The sequence below is a fragment of the Streptomyces sp. NPDC001914 genome, from assembly GCF_042891215.1.
Taxonomy (GTDB): Bacteria; Actinomycetota; Actinomycetes; order Streptomycetales; family Streptomycetaceae; genus Streptomyces.
Map to the genome: position 1 here is coordinate 15,541 of NZ_JBIASW010000015.1, position 18,625 is coordinate 34,165.

General features: G+C 73.2%; 15 protein-coding genes. 3 read left to right on the plus strand and 12 right to left on the minus strand.

Features of this window, described 5'->3' with window-relative positions; all coding sequences use genetic code 11:
- Positions 1–43: 43 nt before the first annotated feature.
- The 9 genes from ACFYYF_RS32250 to rimP all read right to left on the minus strand — a co-directional run bounded on the left by ACFYYF_RS32250 (position 44) and on the right by rimP (position 12,517).
- On the minus strand, positions 44–997 hold the full coding sequence (locus ACFYYF_RS32250) for a bifunctional riboflavin kinase/FAD synthetase (protein ID WP_388781011.1): 954 nt from the start codon (positions 995–997) through the stop codon (positions 44–46).
- A 183-nt stretch (positions 998–1,180) separates the two neighbouring features.
- Positions 1,181–5,179, minus strand: coding sequence for a trypsin-like peptidase domain-containing protein (locus tag ACFYYF_RS32255; RefSeq protein ID WP_388781012.1), 3,999 nt, complete (start codon positions 5,177–5,179; stop codon positions 1,181–1,183).
- Positions 5,180–5,445: 266 nt separating this feature from the next.
- Positions 5,446–6,351 (minus strand): tRNA pseudouridine(55) synthase TruB, encoded by a 906-nt coding sequence (gene truB, locus ACFYYF_RS32260; RefSeq protein WP_388781013.1) that lies wholly within the window; start codon positions 6,349–6,351, stop codon positions 5,446–5,448.
- Positions 6,348–6,800 (minus strand): 30S ribosome-binding factor RbfA, encoded by a 453-nt coding sequence (rbfA, locus tag ACFYYF_RS32265; protein WP_361682970.1) that lies wholly within the window; start codon positions 6,798–6,800, stop codon positions 6,348–6,350. The genes truB and rbfA overlap by 4 nt, the downstream gene beginning before the upstream one ends.
- Positions 6,801–6,843: 43 nt before the next feature.
- Positions 6,844–7,137, minus strand: a complete 294-nt coding sequence (locus ACFYYF_RS32270; protein WP_361682972.1) for a DUF503 domain-containing protein — start codon at positions 7,135–7,137, stop codon at positions 6,844–6,846.
- Between the two features lie 221 nt (positions 7,138–7,358).
- The gene (gene infB, locus ACFYYF_RS32275) at positions 7,359–10,490 is read right to left on the minus strand and encodes a translation initiation factor IF-2 (protein WP_388781014.1); all 3,132 of its coding nucleotides are present in this window, start codon (positions 10,488–10,490) and stop codon (positions 7,359–7,361) included.
- A gap of 148 nt (positions 10,491–10,638) precedes the next feature.
- Entirely contained in the window at positions 10,639–10,917 is a 279-nt protein-coding gene (locus ACFYYF_RS32280; RefSeq protein ID WP_361682976.1) for a YlxR family protein, read from the minus strand.
- A gap of 101 nt (positions 10,918–11,018) precedes the next feature.
- Complete coding sequence (gene nusA, locus ACFYYF_RS32285) at positions 11,019–12,017, minus strand: transcription termination factor NusA (protein WP_037626182.1); 999 nt, start codon at positions 12,015–12,017, stop codon at positions 11,019–11,021.
- 2 nt (positions 12,018–12,019) lie between these two features.
- Complete coding sequence (gene rimP / locus ACFYYF_RS32290; protein WP_388781015.1) at positions 12,020–12,517, minus strand: ribosome maturation factor RimP; 498 nt, start codon at positions 12,515–12,517, stop codon at positions 12,020–12,022.
- Between the two features lie 251 nt (positions 12,518–12,768).
- Between rimP and ACFYYF_RS32295 the strand changes: the two genes are divergently transcribed.
- The 3 genes from ACFYYF_RS32295 to ACFYYF_RS32305 are packed head-to-tail and all read left to right on the plus strand — an operon-like array spanning position 12,769 to position 14,880.
- Positions 12,769–13,425, plus strand: coding sequence for a hypothetical protein (locus tag ACFYYF_RS32295; RefSeq protein WP_388781016.1), 657 nt, complete (start codon positions 12,769–12,771; stop codon positions 13,423–13,425).
- Positions 13,422–13,895: a ferritin-like domain-containing protein gene (locus ACFYYF_RS32300; protein WP_388781017.1), complete on the plus strand. Its 474-nt coding sequence runs from the start codon at positions 13,422–13,424 to the stop codon at positions 13,893–13,895. The genes ACFYYF_RS32295 and ACFYYF_RS32300 overlap by 4 nt, the downstream gene beginning before the upstream one ends.
- Positions 13,896–13,935: 40 nt before the next feature.
- Positions 13,936–14,880 carry an aminoglycoside phosphotransferase family protein gene (locus ACFYYF_RS32305; RefSeq protein WP_388781108.1) on the plus strand — a complete coding sequence of 315 codons (945 nt, stop codon included), beginning with the start codon at positions 13,936–13,938 and terminating at the stop codon, positions 14,878–14,880.
- A 437-nt stretch (positions 14,881–15,317) separates the two neighbouring features.
- Here the strand turns inward: ACFYYF_RS32305 and ACFYYF_RS32310 are convergent, their stop codons facing one another.
- The 3 genes from ACFYYF_RS32310 to ACFYYF_RS32320 form a co-directional block, all read right to left on the minus strand.
- Positions 15,318–17,009 (minus strand): proline--tRNA ligase, encoded by a 1,692-nt coding sequence (locus ACFYYF_RS32310; protein WP_388781018.1) that lies wholly within the window; start codon positions 17,007–17,009, stop codon positions 15,318–15,320.
- A gap of 71 nt (positions 17,010–17,080) precedes the next feature.
- Positions 17,081–17,650 (minus strand): GNAT family N-acetyltransferase, encoded by a 570-nt coding sequence (locus ACFYYF_RS32315; protein ID WP_361682986.1) that lies wholly within the window; start codon positions 17,648–17,650, stop codon positions 17,081–17,083.
- A gap of 61 nt (positions 17,651–17,711) precedes the next feature.
- Positions 17,712–18,560 carry a GNAT family N-acetyltransferase gene (locus ACFYYF_RS32320; RefSeq protein ID WP_388781019.1) on the minus strand — a complete coding sequence of 283 codons (849 nt, stop codon included), beginning with the start codon at positions 18,558–18,560 and terminating at the stop codon, positions 17,712–17,714.
- Positions 18,561–18,625: the final 65 nt, after the last annotated feature.

Here is an 18,625-nt window from a genome sequence, read left to right on the forward strand (position 1 = left end):
GGGTCTTCACGTATGCGAGCGGGCCGGGCAGGACGGGAAAGGACTACTCCCCGTCGTACGCCTCGATCAGTTCCCGGGAGCGCTTCACGTCGTCGCCGATGGCCACCAGCAGCGCCTCGATGGAGTCGAACCTGGCCTGGCCGCGCACGAACGCGAGGAAGTCGACGGCGACGTGCAGGCCGTAGAGGTCGAGGCCGACGCGGTCGATGGCGTACGCCTCCACCGTGCGCTCGGTGCCGTCGAACTGCGGGTTCGTTCCCACGGAGATCGCGGCGGGCATGGCCTCGCCCTGGGCGTGCAGCCAGCCGGCGTAGACGCCGTCGGCGGGGATCGCGGTGTGCGGGAGGGTCTCGACGTTCGCCGTGGGGAAGCCGAGCTCGCGGCCGCGCTGCGCACCGCGGACGACGACGCCCTCGACGCGGTGCGGCCGGCCGAGGATCTCGCGCGCGCCCTCGACATCGCCCTCGGCGACGAGGCGCCGCGTGAGGGTCGAGGAGAACGGCTCGCCGCCGCCCGCCTCGCCGGACACGAACAGGTCGACGACCTCGACCTCGAAGTCGTACGTCTCCCCCTGCTCGCGCAGGAAGTCGACGTTGCCCGCGGCCTTGTGGCCGAAGCGGAAGTTGGGGCCCTCGACGACCGCCCTCGCGTGCAGCTTGTCGACCAGCACCTTCACCACGAAGTCGGCGGGCGACAGCTTCGAGAACTCGGTGGTGAACGGCAGGATGAGCAGGGCGTCGACGCCCTGCTCGGCCATCAGTTCGGCGCGGCGGTGGTGCGGGGCGAGCAGCGGGGGGTGGCTGCCGGGGCGCACGACCTCGCTGGGGTGCGGGTCGAAGGTGACCACGACGGAGGGGACGCCCAGCTCGCGGGCGCGGTCCACGGCATGCCTGATGATGACCTGGTGTCCGCGGTGCACCCCGTCGTAGGAACCGATGGTGACGACGCTGCGCCCCCAGTCCTCGGGGATGTCCTCCAAGCCACGCCAGCGCTGCACTGTGACCGCTCCTTGTCGAACCCGTGTCCGTGATTGCCTTATTCGCAGCTCTAAGGGTGCCATGCCGTGCGCTCCCGGCTTGCATCGGCATCAGGCTGTGACCGATCGCTCAGCGCCGGGGTGTCCGGTGCCGAGTGCGTCGCGGTGTCCGGTGCCGGGTGTGTCGAGGTGTCCGGCCGTGCTTCAGGCGGGAGCCCTCGCCCCGGCCAGGTGCTCGATCAGGCGGCGGGTGCCGGGGCCGAGGAGACCGGACCACTCCGCGGGAGTTCCGGTCACCCAGCGGGCCAGCAGGGCCGCGAAGCCGGGCAGGCGCCGGGCCAGGTCGGCCAGGCCCCGGTCGAAGGCGGTGGCGCCGGCCGGGGTGCGGACGAGGAGGAGGCCGACGCGGTGCACCAGCTCGCGGGTGGAGGTCTCGCCCCTGCGGTCGAGTCCGTCGGCGGCGGCTCTCAGCACGGTGTCGAGAACGACCGGATCGCGCTCGTGCGCCAGCAGCAGATCGAGCAGTTCGCGCCGCAGCGGCGCCGGCGCCCGATCCCCCGGTGCCTGGTCCCCCGGTGTCGCGAGGACTTGGGCGAGCGCGCTCCGCAGCGGCGTGCCGCATGTCTCCAGCAGTCCGCTGACCAGGGGGAACAATGCTCCTCGGGTGGCACCGCCGTGGTCGATGCGCCGGTCCACGTCGGCGGCCAGGTACGCGGCGACTCCGGGGCACAGCTCCACGGTCTCCCGCACCAGCGCCGCGACCGGGCGGGCCAGCGCGGGTGTGGTGACGTCCGCGAGGGCGGCCAGCAGCTCCGCCGTATCGGGTCCGAGCCGCCGCAGCCGGTCGCGGAACGCGGCGAGCACGGGCTCCGGGTCGGTGCCGACCGCGGCGGCCAGCGCGCTCGCCGGCAGCCGTGGGTCACCGGCCGCGAAGCGTTCCAGAGCCTGCGGCAGGCACCGGGCCCGCGCGAGCGGATCCTGTACGAGGATGCCGAGCGCGCCTCCGTGCAGGGCTCGGTCGGCGGGGCGGGCGAGGACGGCGAGGGCGGCGTGACGCAACGGCTCACGGTCGGCCGGGCCGGCCGCGAACGGGGCCGCGCGCAGCCCGTGGGCGACGGCCGCCGCCCGCCGTCGCGGCCGTTCGTCGTGCGCCCACCGCTCGACCGCCCGGCACACGGCCGACGGCTCCTCCTCGGCCAGCACGGCCAGCAGTTCGTCGCCCCGTGGATGGGCGGCGGCCATCAGTGCCTCGGTCAGATCGTCCGGGGCGCGCCGCCGGTGGGCGTACAGCAGGGCCTGCGCGGCCGTCGCCACGGTCGCGTCGGGTGTCGCGGTCAGGGGCCGCTCGTCGTCGAACCAGCGGGTGAGGTGTCGGTGTACGGCGATGGGGTCGGCGGCGAGGAGCCGCGAGACCGTGTCGAGGTGGCGCGGGACGGCGGGGGTCCCGCCCGGGCAGGGGGGCTCGGTCGCCGGGGTTCTGCGGGGGTCGGCGGCCACCAGGCGCCTGAGCAGGTCGAAGCGTTCCGCGTCCGGGACGGGCAGGGCCACCCAGAACTCCGGTCCGAACCCGTCCGGTACGGCTCTGCCCTGGCGCCGCCACACCACGATCCGTTCGGTGAGCAGGCGCAGCGCGCTGATGTACGGGGTCGCGTCGGGCACCCGGAGCAGGACGGTCGAGCAGAGGCGGCCGGCCCACCAGAGGGGATCGCCGGACGGGGCGGTGAGCCGGTCGGGCGTCGCGGGCAGCAGCTCGTCGATCGCGTGGACGAGGTCCTCGATGCGGAGCGTCAGTTCGGCCGTGGCCTGTTGGCGGGCCAGCAGGAGCAGGGTCTCGACGACGGGGCCGATCCGGTGGCGGGGGACGGGGAGCGCGCCCGCCCCGGAGGCGGGGGTCCTGGTCTCAGGTGCCCGGGCGCCGGGCGGGACGGGCCGGACGCGGCGTGCGGGCCCGTGGCCGGACGCCGTGGTCTCCGTACCGCCGGGACGGGTGTCGGGGGTGCCGCGTCCGCGGTGGACCAGGCTGTCCAGCGCGGCGTCCAGGTCGAGGTGGGCGCCCTGGATCCAGTCGGCGAGCTCCTCGTGGGCGAAGCGGTAGCCGTCGCCGGCGGGGACGAGGAGGCCTTCCGTGAGGACGGCGGAGGCCCAGCCGGTGATGCCCGCGAGGCGTCCCCGGGCGGGTCCCCAGGGGAAGACGCTCTCGAAGGCGGCCCGGTCGAGCCCGCCCTGCCCGGGGCCGAGACAGCGCCGGGCGGCCTCGTGCACCTGACCGGAGACACGGGCGGCGAGCCGGCGCACGGCGGTACCGCGCAGTCCGTTCGCCGCGGCGAGACGGACCGCGACGCGCAGGCACATCAGGTCGAGGTGAGCGGCGAACACGTCGTCGCGGTCGAGCTGTTCGGCCCGTGGGTCGACGGGTGCGGCCATCACCTCGGAGAGCAGCCGCAGCACCAGGGGACGGCGGGCGTCGGCCGGAACGAGGGCGCCCTCGGGGATGCCGGCACGCGCCCGCGCCAGCCGCGCCTCCGCCTCGCCGAGATCACCGATCAGCACACAGGCGGGCAGCCCCCCAGCGCCGTCCTGGGCCGACGCACCACCCGCGCCCGGGACCCAAGCGTCACTCGCGTCCGGGGCCGATAGCCCACCCGCATCCGAAACCGCCACACCACCCGCCTCCGGGCCCCAAGCGCCACTCGCGCCCCGGGCCGAAACACCACCCACGTCCGGTGCCGAAACACCACCCGCGTTCGGTACCGCCGCGCCACTCGCATCCGGGGCCGAAGCACCACCCACGTCCGGGGCCGAAGCACCACCCACGTCCGGGGCCGGACCGTGCAGCGAGGGCGTGGGGAATTCCGTCCCGGCGCGTTCCCAGTACTCCGCGCGGCAGGCGATCACCAGTCGGGTGCCGGTCTCCGCCAGCCAGGCCGTCGTCGCCTCGGTCCAGGCCGGGAGGCGGTGGGCCAGCTCGGGGGGCATCTCCTCGGGACCGTCGAGGAGGAGGAGCAGCGGGCGGCCCGCGGCGCGCGCGGGCGCGGCCAGGCGGTCCGGCGCGATGTCGCCCAGTTCGCCGCCGTATCCCTCGGGAGGCAGGACACTCTTGTCGGCCGGGGCACGCCGCGCGGCCGGCGCCCCGGGCGCCCCGGGGGTCCGCCGGGAGGCGGCGACGATCCGGCCGGCGCGCTCCAGGGCGCGTGCCGCCGCGTCGGCCACCGAGGTGTCGTCGGCGCGGAGGTCGGCGCCGCGCAGCCAGAGGGTGGGAGCAGGCTCGGGTCCCCGGAGGCGGCGCGCGGCGAGGGCGGCCAGTTCCGTCGTACGGCCGCTGCCGGGCGGGCCGACGAGCCCGAGGACGAGGGCCGGGCCGCGCTCGAAGGACGCGAACTCCCCGATGATCCCAGCCCGTTCGACGATCTCGGGGTGCACACCCGCGGCGCCCGGCGGGCGCGGCCCGTCCGAGCCCACCGAGGTCGCGGTGAGTTCCAGCGCGGCCGCGAGGTTCAGATCGGCTCCGTAGGCGGGCACGGTGGCCGCGTTGCGGGCCAGCAGTTCGGCGAGCGGTCCGGCGTCGCCCCGCAGGGGGACGGCGCATCCGGGCGCGCGACGGCTCGCCGGGCTCTCCCCCGGCGCGGTGGCGTCCGGGGCGGCTGCGCGCGGGGCGGTGGCGACGACCGCGACGACGGCGCCGGTCCGGGCGTCGAGGACGGGCCCCCCGGCCGCTCCGCCACCCGGCCTGAGCGCGTCGGCGCCCGCCGTGCCGATCGCCAACTCCATTGCTTCGTACGGGAGACGGGTCCGGCCGGTGGTCGGGTACGCCACGGCTGCGGAGCCCAGCACCCGCGCCTCGCGCCAGCCGCCCGCGGCGACCCTGACGTACGTGCCGGTCGCGACGCGGTCCCGCAGGGTGACGGGGAGCGGGTCGAGGCCGAGACCGTGGGTGCGGACGAGGGCCAGACCGAGGTCCGGCAGCGGGGTGACGGCGTCGGCGCCCAGCACGCACGTACGGCCGCCGGGGGCGTGCAGGACGAGGCGGGCCAGGCCGTCGACGACCTCGTGGCCGGTGATCACCGTGCCGTGGTGGTCGGCCGCGAAGCCCGTGCCGCGCGGCCGGCCGTCCGGGTCGCAGACGCGTACCAGGACGTCGTCCCCCGGTCGTACGGTGCCGTCCGCCGCCTCTTCGTTCCCGGTCCGCGGGCCGCGCCCCGCCATACTCGAACCTCCCCGCCGCGCTCCTGCTCCGACGGTAGGGGCGAGGTGATCAATGGGACAGATCGTGAGGCGAACGCGCCCCCCTCTACTCCCCTGGTTCACTCCGAGCGCCCGCCCGATGGGGTGAAAAGGGCAGGTCGGATGGATAGACCCTTGGGTGGGGGAACCGAGGGGGGACCGTCGAGCGGCGGGCACGAGTCCCCGTGACCGCCGCTCCTCGGGCCGGATGTCCGACCGGCCGCGCGCCCGGCACGGGCGCGCGGTCCTCAGGCGAAGACGGCCAGGCTCTTGGCCTTGCCCTTCTGCTCCTCGACCAGCGCGAGGAACGCGCCCTCGGGGTCGAAGACCGCCACGGTGCCCTTGCCCGTGTACTCGTCGGGCATCTCCAGCCGGACGCCGTTGAGCAGCAGCCGGGCCCGCTTGGTGTCCACGTCCCAGCGCGGGAAGGCGGCCGCGGCCGCCTCCGCGATCGGCATCACCGTCAGCTCCTCCTGGAGCTGGTCGAGGGTGCGCGCGGCATCCAGCTTGTACGGGCCGACGCGGGTGCGGCGCAGGGCGGTGAGGTGGCCGCCGACGCCCAGGTCCGCGCCGAGGTCGCGGGCGATCGCCCGGATGTACGTCCCGGACGAGCAGACCACGGAGACGACGAGGTCGAGCACCGGGGTGCCGTCCTCGGCGACCGCGTCACGGATGTCGTACACCGTGAACGAGGAGATGGTCACCGGGCGGGCCGGGATCTCGAAGTCCTCGCCCTCGCGCGCCCGCTTGTACGAGCGCACGCCGTCGATCTTGATGGCGCTGACCTTGGACGGCACCTGCATGATGGCGCCGGTCAGCTTGGCCACCCCGGCGTCGATCGCGTCGCGCTTCACACCGGAGGCGTCCGCCGTGGAGGTGATCTCGCCCTCGGCGTCGTCGGTCAGCGTGTTCTGGCCGAGCCGGATCGTGCCGAGGTACTCCTTCTCGGTGAGCGCGAGGTGCCCGAGGAGCTTGGTGGCCTTCTCGACGCCGAGGACGAGAACGCCCGTCGCCATGGGGTCGAGGGTGCCCGCGTGGCCGACGCGGCGGGTTCTGGCGATCCCGCGCATCTTGGCGACCACGTCGTGCGAAGTGAAGCCCGACGGCTTGTCGACGATGACAAGCCCGTCGGGCGTTTTGGTCTTCTGCGTCATCGAGCCGAGTCGTCCTCGTCGTCCTCGTCGCCCGGCTTCCTGTACGGGTCCGCTTCACCCGCGAAGGCAGCGCCGGCCGAGACCTCGCGCACCTTCGCGTCCGAGGCCCGTGCCTTGTCGAGGAGGTCCTCGATCGTCTTCGCGGTGTCCGGAAGGGCGTCCGCGACGAACGTCAGCGTCGGCGTGAACTTCACGCCCGCCGCCGCGCCGACGGCCGAACGGAGCACGCCCTTGGCGCTCTCCAGGCCCGCGGCCGCCTCGGCACGCTGCTCGTCGTCCCCGTACACCGTGTAGAAGACGGTGGCCTCCCGGAGGTCCCCGGTGACCCGGGTGTCCGTGATGGTGACGTGAGTGCCGAGCCGCGGGTCCTTGATCCCGCGCTGCAGCTTCTGGGCCACCACCTCTCGGATGAGGTCCGCCAGCCTCTTCGCCCGCGCGTTGTCGGCCACTGGTCCGTCTCCTTCTTCGCCTTGCGTGTTGCGTCGGTCTTCGTCAGTCTTCGTCGCTGTGGAGTCTGCGTCGTACCGACAGCAGTTCCACCTCCGGTCGTGCCGCGACCAGCCGTTCGCACCGGTCCAGTACGTCGGTCAGGTGCGTGGTGTCCCCGGAGACCATCGCCAGGCCGATCTCCGCCCTGCGGTGAAGGTCCTGGTTGCCCGTCTCGGCGGCACTCACCGCGTACTTCCGCTGGAGTTCGGCGACGATCGGCCGGACGAGAGAGCGTTTCTCCTTGAGCGAGTGAACGTCGCCGAGGAGCAGATCGAAGGACAGCGTCCCCACATACATGTGTAACCGGATGTCCCGCCGGTACGGGGTAGACGGCCTGCCAATGCGCTTGGCAGGGACATCAGAACCGTACAACGAACCGTCGGCTCGCTCGACGGGGTTTCCGGGCCTGGTCACACAGTTCCCCGCGCCCCGGGAAGGGACACGGGGAAGCGTGTGATCCGGCAAAAGCCAGGCTGGCCGGCGGTGACTGCTCACCGCCGGCCAGCCTGTGAACCGCTTTACGAGCGCGGCTTCTCGCGCATCTCGTACGTCGCGATGACGTCGTCGACCTTGATGTCGTTGAAGTTTCCGAGGTTGATACCACCCTCGAAGCCTTCGCGGATCTCGGTGACGTCGTCCTTGAAGCGACGCAGACCGGAGATGTTGAGGTTCTCCGCGATGACCTTGCCGTCGCGGATGAGGCGCGCCTTGGTGTTGCGCTTGACCTCGCCCGAGCGGACCAGGACACCGGCGATGTTGCCCAGCTTGGACGACTTGAAGACCTCGCGGATCTCCGCCGTGCCGAGCTCGACCTCTTCGTACTCCGGCTTGAGCATGCCCTTGAGGGCCGCCTCGATCTCCTCGATGGCCTGGTAGATCACCGAGTAGTACCGGACGTCGACGCCCTCGCGCTCCGCCATCTGCGCCGCGCGGCCCGCAGCGCGGACGTTGAAGCCGATGACGATGGCGTCGGAGCCGGTCGCCAGGTTGATGTCGGACTCGGTGACCGCACCCACACCGCGGTGCAGGACGCGGATGTCGACCTCTTCGCCGACGTCGAGCTGGAGCAGCGAGGACTCGAGAGCCTCCACCGAACCGGACGCGTCGCCCTTGATGATGAGGTTGAGTTCCTGCACCAGACCGGCCTTGAGGGCCTCGTCCAGGTTCTCCAGGGAGAACCGGACACCACGGCGGGCGAAGTTGGCGTTGCGCTCGCGCGCCGCCCGCTTCTCGGCGATCTGACGCGCCGTGCGGTCCTCGTCGACGACCAGGAAGTTGTCGCCGGCACCCGGGACGTTGGTGAGACCCAGGACCAGGACGGGGGTCGACGGACCCGCTTCCTCGACGTTGTTGCCGTTGTCGTCGAGCATCGCCCGGACACGGCCGTACGCGTCGCCGACCACCATGGTGTCGCCGATGCGCAGCGTGCCGCGCTGGACCAGGACCGTCGAGACGGCACCGCGGCCGCGGTCGAGGTGGGACTCGATCGCAATACCCTGCGCGTCCTGCTCCGGGTTGGCCCGCAGGTCGAGCGAGGCGTCCGCGGTCAGGACCACGGCCTCCAGCAGGCTCTCGATGTTGAGGCCCTGCTTGGCGGAGATGTCGACGAACATCGTGTCGCCGCCGTACTCCTCGGCCACCAGACCGAACTCGGTGAGCTGTCCGCGCACCTTGGTCGGGTCGGCACCCTCGACGTCGATCTTGTTGACCGCGACCACGATCGGCACGTCGGCCGCCTTGGCGTGGTTCAGCGCCTCGATCGTCTGGGGCATCACGCCGTCGTTGGCCGCCACCACGAGGATCGCGATGTCGGTCGACTTGGCACCACGGGCACGCATGGCGGTGAACGCCTCGTGACCGGGGGTGTCGATGAAGGTGATCTTGCGCTCTTCACCGTTGACCTCGGTCGCGACCTGGTACGCACCGATGTGCTGCGTGATACCGCCGGCCTCGCCCGCGACGACGTTCGTCTTGCGGATGGTGTCGAGAAGGCGGGTCTTACCGTGGTCGACGTGACCCATGACGGTCACGACCGGCGGACGGACCACGAGGTCTTCCTCGTCGCCCTCGTCCTCGCCGAACTCGATGTCGAAGGACTCGAGCAGCTCGCGGTCCTCCTCCTCCGGGCTGACGATCTCGACGACGTAGTTCATCTCGCCGGCGAGCAGCTGGAGGGTCTCGTCGGAGACGGACTGCGTGGCAGTGACCATCTCGCCGAGGTTCATCATCACGGCGACGAGCGACGCCGGGTTGGCGTTGATCTTCTCCGCGAAGTCGGTGAGGGAGGCACCGCGCGACAGGCGGACGCTCTGTCCGTTGCCGCGAGGCAGCATCACGCCGCCGACCGACGGGGCCTGCATGGCCTCGTACTCCTGGCGCCTCTGCCGCTTCGACTTGCGTCCACGACGCGCCGGACCGCCGGGACGGCCGAACGCACCCTGCGTGCCACCACGGCCACCGGGACCACCGGGACGACCGCCGAAGCCGGGACGGCCACCGCCGCCACCGGGACCACCGGGACGACCGGCGAAACCGCCGCCACCGCCACCGGGACCACCGGGACGACCGGCGAAGCCGCCGCCACCGCCACCGGGACCTGCCGGACGGCCGGCGAAGCCGCCGCCCGGACGACCGCCGGGACCGCCGGGACGACCGCCACCGGCACCCGGACCACGGCCACCGGGGCCGCCGCCGGGACGCGGGCTGCCCGCGGCCGGACGCTGAGGCATCATGCCGGGGTTCGGACGGTTACCGCCCGGACCGCCGCCGGGACGCGGAGCCTGCGGACGGGGCATGCCGCCCGGGGTGGGACGGGCACCGCCCGGACCGCCCTGCGGACGCGGAGCGCCGCCGGGACCGCCCTGGGGACGGGGAGCACGGTCCTGGCCGCCCGGGCCCTGGGGGCGCGGGCCGCCGGGGGCGCCGGCGCCACCGGGACGCGGGGCACCGCCCGGACGGGGCGCCTGCGGGCGCGCCATGCCGGTGGAGCCACCAGAGGTGAACGGGTTGTTGCCCGGACGGGGACCGGCCGGACGGGCACCCGGACGCGGGGCCTGGCCGCCGGGACGCGGGGCGCCCTGACGGTCGCCGCGCTCGGGACGGTCGCCACGGCCCTGACCACCCTGGCCGGGGCCACCGGCCGGACGGGCACCGGGACGCGGAGCCTGACCGGCGGGACGCGGGGCGCCCGGACGGGGACCCGCGGCGGGAGCCGAGGGGGTCTGCGGCGCGGCCGGCGCCGACGGGGGCGCGGTGAACTCGGCCGCGACCGGGGCCGGAGCCGCCGGAGCGGGCTTCGGCGCCGGCTTGGGACCCGGAGTCGGGCGCGGGCCCGAGGCCGCCGGGGTCACCGGAGCGGCCGCGGGCTTCTCGGCCGCGGCCGGCTTCGGGGCCGCCGGGCGCGGGGCGGCCGGACGGGCAGCCTGCGCCGGAGAGGGGGCGCCCGGCTTGGCCGGGGCAGCCTTGCGCGGGGCGGGCTTGCCGCCACCGTTGCCCTGCTGGAGGGCATCTGTCAGTTTGCGTACGACGGGCGCCTCGATCGTCGAGGACGCCGAACGGACGAATTCACCGAGTTCTTGGAGCTTGGCCATGACGACCTTGCTCTCTACGCCGAACTCCTTGGCGAGTTCGTATACCCGGACCTTAGCCACTTCGCTCCTTTTAGGTCCGGGTCTGCGTCCGGACCGTCGCTACTTCATGGGCGTACTCATCGCGTGCTCATCGAGTGCTCATCGCAATCTCGACCTACTTCCAACTCGCGGAATACCAGGGCCGCACGGGGGTCCCGCACGACTCGTCCTACGGTGTCGCCTGCTCGACGTAGAGGCGCAACGCCACGGTGTCGAGCGGTCCCGGAGCGCGCAGCGCCCGCGGGATCGCCCGGCGGCGGACCGCCAGATCGAGACAGACCAGAACGGGATGCACGTACGCACCCCGACCAGGCAGCGTACCGCGATGATCGGGGACGCACGCGCCCTCGACCGCCACGATGCGCAGCAAGTCTCTCTTGGCCGCTCGCTCCCGGCACCCCACACAGGTGCGTTCAGGGCATGCGCGGGCTCGCGTCCGGCCAGACACTCTTAAGTCTACCTCCCCGTACCGACCTCACCCCTTTGGGGCAAGAATCGAACGGTTGTTGTCGTGATGTAAGCGTTGCGCGGGCCGGATCTATTCCCGGTCTATTCCCCGCGCTGCTCGGCGGGCTGCTCGGTGTCCGGACGGATGTCGATCCGCCAGCCCGTGAGGCGCGCGGCGAGGCGGGCGTTCTGGCCCTCCTTGCCGATGGCCAGCGACAGCTGGTAGTCGGGAACCGTCACGCGCGCGGAGCGGGCCGCGAGGTCCACGACCTCGACCTTGGAGACGCGGGCCGGGGACAGCGCGTTGGCCACCATGTCCGCCGGGTCGTCCGACCAGTCGACGATGTCGATCTTCTCGCCGTTCAGCTCGGCCATCACGTTGCGCACCCGGCCGCCCATCGGGCCGATGCAGGCACCCTTGGCGTTCAGACCGCTGCGGTTGGACCGGACGGCGATCTTCGTGCGGTGGCCGGCCTCACGGGCGATGGCGGCGATCTCGACGGAACCGTCGGCGATCTCCGGCACCTCCAGCGCGAAGAGCTTCTTCACGAGGTTGGGGTGCGTACGGGACAGGGTCACGGACGGACCGCGGACACCCTTGGCCACCCGTACGACGTACGAGCGCAGGCGCAGGCCGTGCTCGTAGGTCTCGCCGGGGACCTGCTCCTGCACCGGCAGGATGGCCTCCAGCTTGCCGATGTCGACGAGCACGTTCTTCGGGTCGCGGCCCTGCTGGACCACACCGGTGACGATGTCGCCCTCGCGGCCCGCGTACTCGCCGAGGGTCGCGTCGTCCTCGGCGTCCCGCAGGCGCTGCAGGATGACCTGCTTGGCGGTGGTGGCGGCGATCCGGCCGAACCCCGAGGGGGTGTCGTCGAACTCGCGGGCCTCCTGCCCCTCCTCCAGGTCCTCGGGGTCCTCCTTCGCCCACACGGTCACATGGCCGGTCTCCCGGTCGAGTTTCACGCGCGCGCGCCGGCGGCTTCCCTCGGTGCGGTGGTAGGCGATGAGGAGGGCCGACTCGATCGCCTCGACCAGCAGGTCGAAGGAGATCTCCTTCTCCCGCACCAAACCCCGCAGGGCACTCATGTCGATGTCCACGGCTACGCCTCCTCTTCCTTCTTGTCCTTGCGGTTGAACTCGACCTGGACGCGGGCCTTGACGATGTCCGCGAAGGCGAGCCGCCTGGCGGTGGGCTTGCGCCCCTTCACGCCCGGCACCTCGACGTCGAGACCGTCCTCCTCGACCCGCACGATCCTGGCGAGCAGTTCGCCGTCCTCCGCCAGCTGGAACTTCACCAGGCGGTCGGTGGCGCGTACGTAATGACGGTGCTCCTTGAGCTCGCGCTCGGCACCGGGGGTTCCGACCTCGAGGGTGTACTCACCCGAACCCATCACGTCGGTCTCGTCGAGCTTCGCCGAGAGCGCGCGGCTCACATCGGCGATCGCGTCCAGGTCGGCACCTTCGTCCGAATCCACGACGACGCGCAGTACACGCTTACGGCCTACGGACTCCACTTCGATCTCTTCGAGATCGAGGCCCTGGGAGCTCACGAGCGGATCCAGGAGTTCTCGAAGCCTCTCGCTCTGGGTCGTGCTCATCCGGGTGACTCCTCGGCCGCGTGTGCTGTTGTGGGTTGGTCGCGTGTCAGCTCAAAGGGTATCCGGTCGCGGAGGGTGTTGCCGTCCACCGGGCGGGGGCTCCGGGGCGGACATGTGCCCGCGGGGCTCCCCGAAATCGCGCCGTGGACAGTTGGAGGAGAGCCGCTGGGCCGTGATCGGCCGATGCGCGGGTACCGTGATCACGGGCAGTTCGCCCATACATTCGTACGAGCCCTCCGAGGACGTCTGCCGTGTCGTTCCCCCTGCCGTCGCGCACCCCGTCGGGTCCGCGCCGAAGGACCCTGCTCGCGGCCGCCGCGGGTGCCTTCGCGCTCGCGGGCTGTTCCGCCGCTCCCGAGTCGCCCGGCGACACGACCGGCGGGAGCCCCTCGCTCGCGGACCGGGCCCGCGCCCGTGCGGCCCGGGACAGCATGACGCTCTCCGACCGGTACACCGCGGTGATCGCCGCCCATCCGCAGCTGGCGGAACGGCTCGAACCGCTGCGGGCGGAGGTCGTCCGGCACACGACGGCGTTCGGGGGCGGCAGCGCGGGGGCGTCGGGGTCCGCGTCGGGGTCCGCGTCGGCTTCCCCGGCCGGGTCCCCGTCCGCCTCCTCGTCGGCCTCGGCTTCGGAGTCGGCGTCCGCCGCGAGCCCGCCATCCGGCTCGGCTTCGGGTTCGGCGTCCAGTTCCGCTTCGGCTTCGGCTCCGGCTTCGGCCGGGGCCTCCCCCGGTGTGCCGGCCCGGCCCAAGGACGCGCTCGCCGACCTCGCCTCCGCCGAGCTGAAGCTCGCGGACGAACGGACCCGCGCCCTGGTGGAGGTTCCCGGCGAACTCGCCCGGCTGCTCGCCTCCGTGGCGGCGGCCGGTGCGGCCCACGCGTTCCTGCTGACGAAGGCGGCGAAATGAGCAAGCGGAGCAAGTCCGAGGAAGCCGAGCTCAAGGCCCTGCAGGCCGCGCTCGCCGCCGAGCACGCGGCCGTCTACGGCTACGGCGTCGTGGGCGCCCGGATCGGCACGGCCCGCCAGTCGGACGCCCGGTCGGCGTACGAGGCCCACCGGGCGCGGCGGGACCAACTGACGCGCGAGGTAAAGGACATGGGCGCCGAACCCGAGGCCGCTTCGGCCGCGTACATGCTGCCGTTCCCGGTCACGGACACCGCGGCGGCCATACGGTTCGCGGCCGAACTGGAGGAACGCGTCGCCGACGTGTACTCCGACCTCGTGCGCGCCGCCGCGGACGACCGGCGGCGCATGGCGGCCGGTGCGCTCCGGGAGGCCGCCGTCCGGGCGGTCCGCTGGAGCGGCGAGAGCGTAGCCTTCCCTGGGCTCGCCGAGCGGGCGGGCACCCCGTCCGCCACGGCACCCTCGCCGACGTAACGCGACCTTGGAAGGGAACGACTCGCGCATGGACTCGCGCATGGCCTTCGAACCGCCGCAGCGCCTCCTCCGGGCGCTCGGCGAGACCCGCCGCAGCGGGCCCGAGGGCGCCGACGAGGCCGACGAGTGGCTGGAGAGCCTGCCCGAGCTGGCCCGACGGGCCGTCGCGCTGCGCGAGTTGACCGTGGACCGGGTGCAGGCGCCGGGCGGGCGCAGCAGTCTGGTCGTCCTGGTGCGCCGGGCCGACGGCACACCCGCCGTGCTGAAGCTGGCGCCGGAGCGGGCGCGCCCGGAGGCCGAGCGGGCCGCGCTCGCCCACTGGGAGGGCCGCGGCGCGGTCCGTCTTCTCGACGCCGACGCCCCCCAGGACGACTCCGGGACCGATGGCGTCCTGCTGCTCGAACGGCTGCACCCGGACGTCTCGGTGCGGTCGCTGCCCGAGGCGAAGGCGCTGCTGGAGGCGGCGGGGACGCTGCGGCGGCTGTGGGTCGAGCCACCCGCCGAGCCCGTCTTCGAGACCGTGGCGGAGCGGACCGGGCGGCAGGCCGAGGCCATGCGGGCCACCGTGGCGGCGGGTACGGGTGCCGAGGCCGCGGCCCTCGTCGACGCGGCGCTCGCGGCGCGCGAGGAACTGCTGGCCCAGCCGGGCGAGGCGCTGCTGCTGCACGGCACGTTCCGGCAGAGCAAGGTGCTCGCCGGTGAGCGGGTGCCCTGGCTGGCGGTGGGGCCGGACCCGGTGGTCGGCGAGTGCGCGTTCGACCTGGCCCGGCTGGTCCGCGACCGGGTGGAGGACCTGATCGCGTCGCCCTCGGGGCCCTCGATCACCCGGCGCCGGATCAAGCGGCTCGCCGAGTCCCTGGAGGTGGACCAGGCGCGGCTGCGCGGCTGGACCCTGTTCCGCGCGGTCGAGTCGGGTGTCCGGGCGGCCCGCGTCGGCCGCCCGCAGGACTCCGAACTGCTCCTGGAATTCGCCGGCTGGCTCTGAGCACCGGCCGGCCCACGGTGCCGGTCCCGACCGCGGGCAGGACGGCGACGGACCTGATCCGGCCGGGCGCCCGGACGCCGTGCCGACCCGCCGGCGCGGACGGTGCTCCCCGCGCACGCCACACCCCACCCCACCCCGCCCCGCCCCGCCGTCGGACCGGGCACGCCCGACTCCCCCGGCGAAGGGCATGAGCGGCGGGCCCGGGAACCCCGCCACGGCCTCCGCGGCCCCCGACGGGCGCGCGGCCCGCACACGCGGAGCGCCCCGACCCGTCAGCGGGCCCGGCACGCCGACTCCCTCCCGGGCGAACGGCATGCGGCGGACCCGGGCCGTGCCCCGGCCCCTCGCGGCCCCCGAAGGGGTACGGCTCACGGACGGCGACGCGCCGGTGCCCCGTGCCTCCGGGGAGGAGGCACGGGGCACCGGGAGGTGAGCGGCTACGCCGTCAGGCGGGCGATCGCCTCTTCGACGGTCAGCTCCTCGCGCTCGCCGGTGCGGCGGTCCTTCAGCTCCACGACGCCCTCGGCCGAGCGACGGCCGGCGACGAGGATCTTCGGGACGCCGATGAGCTCCGCGTCGGTGAATTTCACGCCCGGGGAGACACCGGCACGGTCGTCGACCAGGACGCGGACGCCGGCGGCGGCCAGCTTCTCGGACACGTCGAGCGCCAGCTCGGTCTGGAGGGCCTTGCCCGCGGCGACCACGTGCACGTCGGCCGGAGCGATCTCCTTGGGCCAGCACAGGCCCTGCTCGTCCGCCGACTGCTCGGCCAGCGCGGCGACGGCGCGGGAGACGCCGATGCCGTACGAGCCCATGGTCACGCGGACCGGCTTGCCCTGCTGTCCGAGCACGTCGAGGCCGAAGGTGTCGGCGTACTTGCGGCCGAGCTGGAAGATGTGGCCGATCTCGATGGCACGGTCCAGCTTGAGGCCGGCCCCGCACTTCGGGCAGGGGTCGCCCTCTTCCACCACGACGACGTCCAGGTAGTCGTCGACCTCGAAGTCACGGCCGGCCACGACGTTCTTCGCGTGCGTGTTGATCTTGTTGGCGCCGGTGATCCAGGCGGTGCCGGGGGCGACGCGCGGGTCGGCGATGTAGCGGACCTTCTCCAGGCCCTGCGGGCCCACGTAGCCGCGTACGAGGTCGGTGCGGCCCTCGAAGTCCTCGGCCGTGACGAGTTCGACGACGGCCGGGGCGAGGTGCTCGCCCAGCTTGCCGAGGTCGACCTCGCGGTTGCCGGGAACGCCCACGGCGACGATCTCGCCGTCGACCTTGACCAGCAGGTTCTTCAGGGTCGCGGAGGCGGGCACACCGAGGTGCTCGGCCAGCGTCTCGATGGTCGGGGTGTCGGGGGTGTCCAGCTCCTCGACCGCGCCGTGCTCCCCGGAGACGGGCGTGAGCTTGAAGGTCACGGCCTCCGTGTTGGCGGCGTAGTCGCAGGCCGGGCAGTCCACGAAGGTGTCCTCGCCGGCGGGGGCGGGCGCGAGGAACTCCTCGGAGGCCGAGCCGCCCATGGCGCCGGAGACGGCGGACACGATGCGGTAGTCCAGGCCGAGACGCGCGAAGATCTTCTGGTAGGCCTCGCGGTGCAGGCGGTAGGACTCGGCGAGCCCCTCGTCCGTGATGTCGAAGGAGTACGAGTCCTTCATCTGGAACTCGCGGCCGCGCAGCACGCCGGCGCGCGGGCGGGCCTCGTCGCGGTACTTCGTCTGGATCTGGTAGAGCATGACCGGCAGGTCCTTGTACGAGGCCACCTGGTCCTTCACGATCAGCGTGAAGATCTCCTCGTGCGTCGGACCGAGCAGGTACTCGGCGCCCTTGCGGTCCTTGAGGCGGAAGAGCAGGTCGCCGTACTCCTCCCAGCGGGCCGAGGCCTCGTAGGGCTCCTTGGGCAGCAGGGCCGGCAGGAGGACCTCCTGGGCGCCGATCGCGTCCATCTCCTCGCGGACCACGCGGGAGATGTTGTCGAGGACCTTCTTGCCGAGCGGCAGCCAGGTCCAGATGCCCGCGGCGTTGCGCCGTACGTAACCGGCGCGGACGAGCAGCTTGTGGTTGAGCGTCTCGGCGTCCGCCGGGTCGTCACGCAATGTCTTGACCATCAAACGGGACATGCGCTGGACCTGGGCCATGGTTCTCGACTCCTGCTGCGTAAGGGTGATGCCTGGAGGTTAGCCGGGCAGCGGCCGTCCCCGGAAATCCATTAGGGGTGTCGCAGGGGCAACGGGGCGCCCATGACGGCGTACGGCTTGGGTGCGCTGGGGAACAGGACCTGCCGTGCGAGGTCCTCGTAGCCGAGGGAGCGGTACAGGCCGCGGGCCGGGCTGTCGATGTCGATCGCGGAGAGGATCGAGCGGGGTTCGGCCGCCGTGTCCGTGATGGAGGTGATCAGGGTGCGGCCGACGCCCCGGTTCTGGAACCGGGGGTGGACGTGCAGTTCGGTGATCACGAAGGAGTCGTCGAGCCAGCCGTCGTGGCCCTGGCCGCGCAGATACGGTTCGACGACGGTGGACCACCAGTGCGCGCGGTCGTTGGGCATGCCGTAGACGAAGCCGACGAGCCGTCCGTCGACGGTGGTGGCGCCGAGCGCGTGGGCTCCCGGGTAGGTGAGGTGGCGCAGCACGATCTGGCGGCGCACGGCGATCTCGTCGGCGCCGAGCCCGAAGGCGAGCGCCTGCACGGCGAGCGCCTCGTCGACGCGCGCGGCGAGGTCGAGCGGGCCGATGACCACGTCGTCGGCGTCGCGGTGGCCGTGACCGGGAAAGCGCAGCATGCCGGGAGACTACCTGGCGGACCGTGTGACGCGTGAGGTGCCGACGGGCCGGTGCCGGGCGTCAGAACAGGACGCTCATGAACGCGCCGGTCTCCTGGAAGCCGACGCGGCGGTACGTCGCCCTGGCCGCCGTGTTGAAGTCGTTGACGTAGAGGCTGACGACCGGGGCGACGTCGGCGAGGGCGTAGCGCAGCACGGCGGCCATGCCGGGGGCCGCGAGTCCCCGGCCGCGGTACTCGGGGGCCACCCACACGCCCTGGATCTGGCAGGCCTCGGCGGTCGCCGCGCCGATCTCCGCCTTGAAGACGACGTTGCCGTCCCGGTCGAGGCGGGCGAAGGACCGGCCGGAGCCGACGAGTTCGGCGACGCGGGCCTGGTAGAGCAGGCCGCCGTCGCCGGCCAACGGGGAGACGCCGACCTCCTCGGTGAACATGGCGACGCACGCCGGCATGATCGTCTCCATCTCGTCCTTGCGGATGCGGCGGACGTACGGATCCGGGGTGATCTCGGCGGGCAGCCGGTCGGTGACCATCAGCGGCTGGTGGGCGCGGATCTCGCGGGCGGGGCCCCAGCTCGGTTCGAGCAGCCGCCACAGCTGTGCCGTGGGTTCGGCGGGCCCGACGATCGAGGAGCAGCGGCGGCCGCTTCTGCGGGCGCGGTCGGCGAAGCCGCGTACGGCGCGGGGGGTGGCGCAGATCGGGACGAGGTTGGCGCCCGCGTAGCAGAGGGACTGCAGCATGCCGTCCTCGTACCAGCCCCACATCTCGCCGCCGAGCCGCCATGGGTCGAGTCCGGCGATCTGTACTCGGGAGGTGACGAAGGCGTTCGCCACCGGCTCACGGCCGAGGACGGCGAGCGCGGCGTCCAGGTCACTCGGTTCGAGGACCCTGGTGGTGGTCTGGGTCAACACGTGCGGGGGCCTCACCCTGGGATCTGCTGATCTGCGCACTGTACCTGGCGTGCTTGTGGCCCGCC

Excerpts from the sequence above, each read along its gene's own strand:
- ACFYYF_RS32255 (WP_388781012.1), bottom strand. The coding sequence starts at position 5,179 with ATGGCGGGGCGCGGCCCGCGGACCGGGAACGAAGAGGCGGCGGACGGC.
- truB (WP_388781013.1), bottom strand. The coding sequence starts at position 6,351 with ATGACGCAGAAGACCAAAACGCCCGACGGGCTTGTCATCGTCGACAAG.
- ACFYYF_RS32270 (WP_361682972.1), bottom strand. The coding sequence starts at position 7,137 with ATGTATGTGGGGACGCTGTCCTTCGATCTGCTCCTCGGCGACGTTCAC.
- rimP (WP_388781015.1), bottom strand. The coding sequence starts at position 12,517 with ATGAGCACGACCCAGAGCGAGAGGCTTCGAGAACTCCTGGATCCGCTC.
- ACFYYF_RS32300 (WP_388781017.1), top strand. The coding sequence starts at position 13,422 with ATGAGCAAGCGGAGCAAGTCCGAGGAAGCCGAGCTCAAGGCCCTGCAG.
- ACFYYF_RS32305 (WP_388781108.1), top strand. The coding sequence starts at position 13,936 with ATGGCCTTCGAACCGCCGCAGCGCCTCCTCCGGGCGCTCGGCGAGACC.
- ACFYYF_RS32310 (WP_388781018.1), bottom strand. The coding sequence starts at position 17,009 with ATGGCCCAGGTCCAGCGCATGTCCCGTTTGATGGTCAAGACATTGCGT.
- ACFYYF_RS32315 (WP_361682986.1), bottom strand. The coding sequence starts at position 17,650 with ATGCTGCGCTTTCCCGGTCACGGCCACCGCGACGCCGACGACGTGGTC.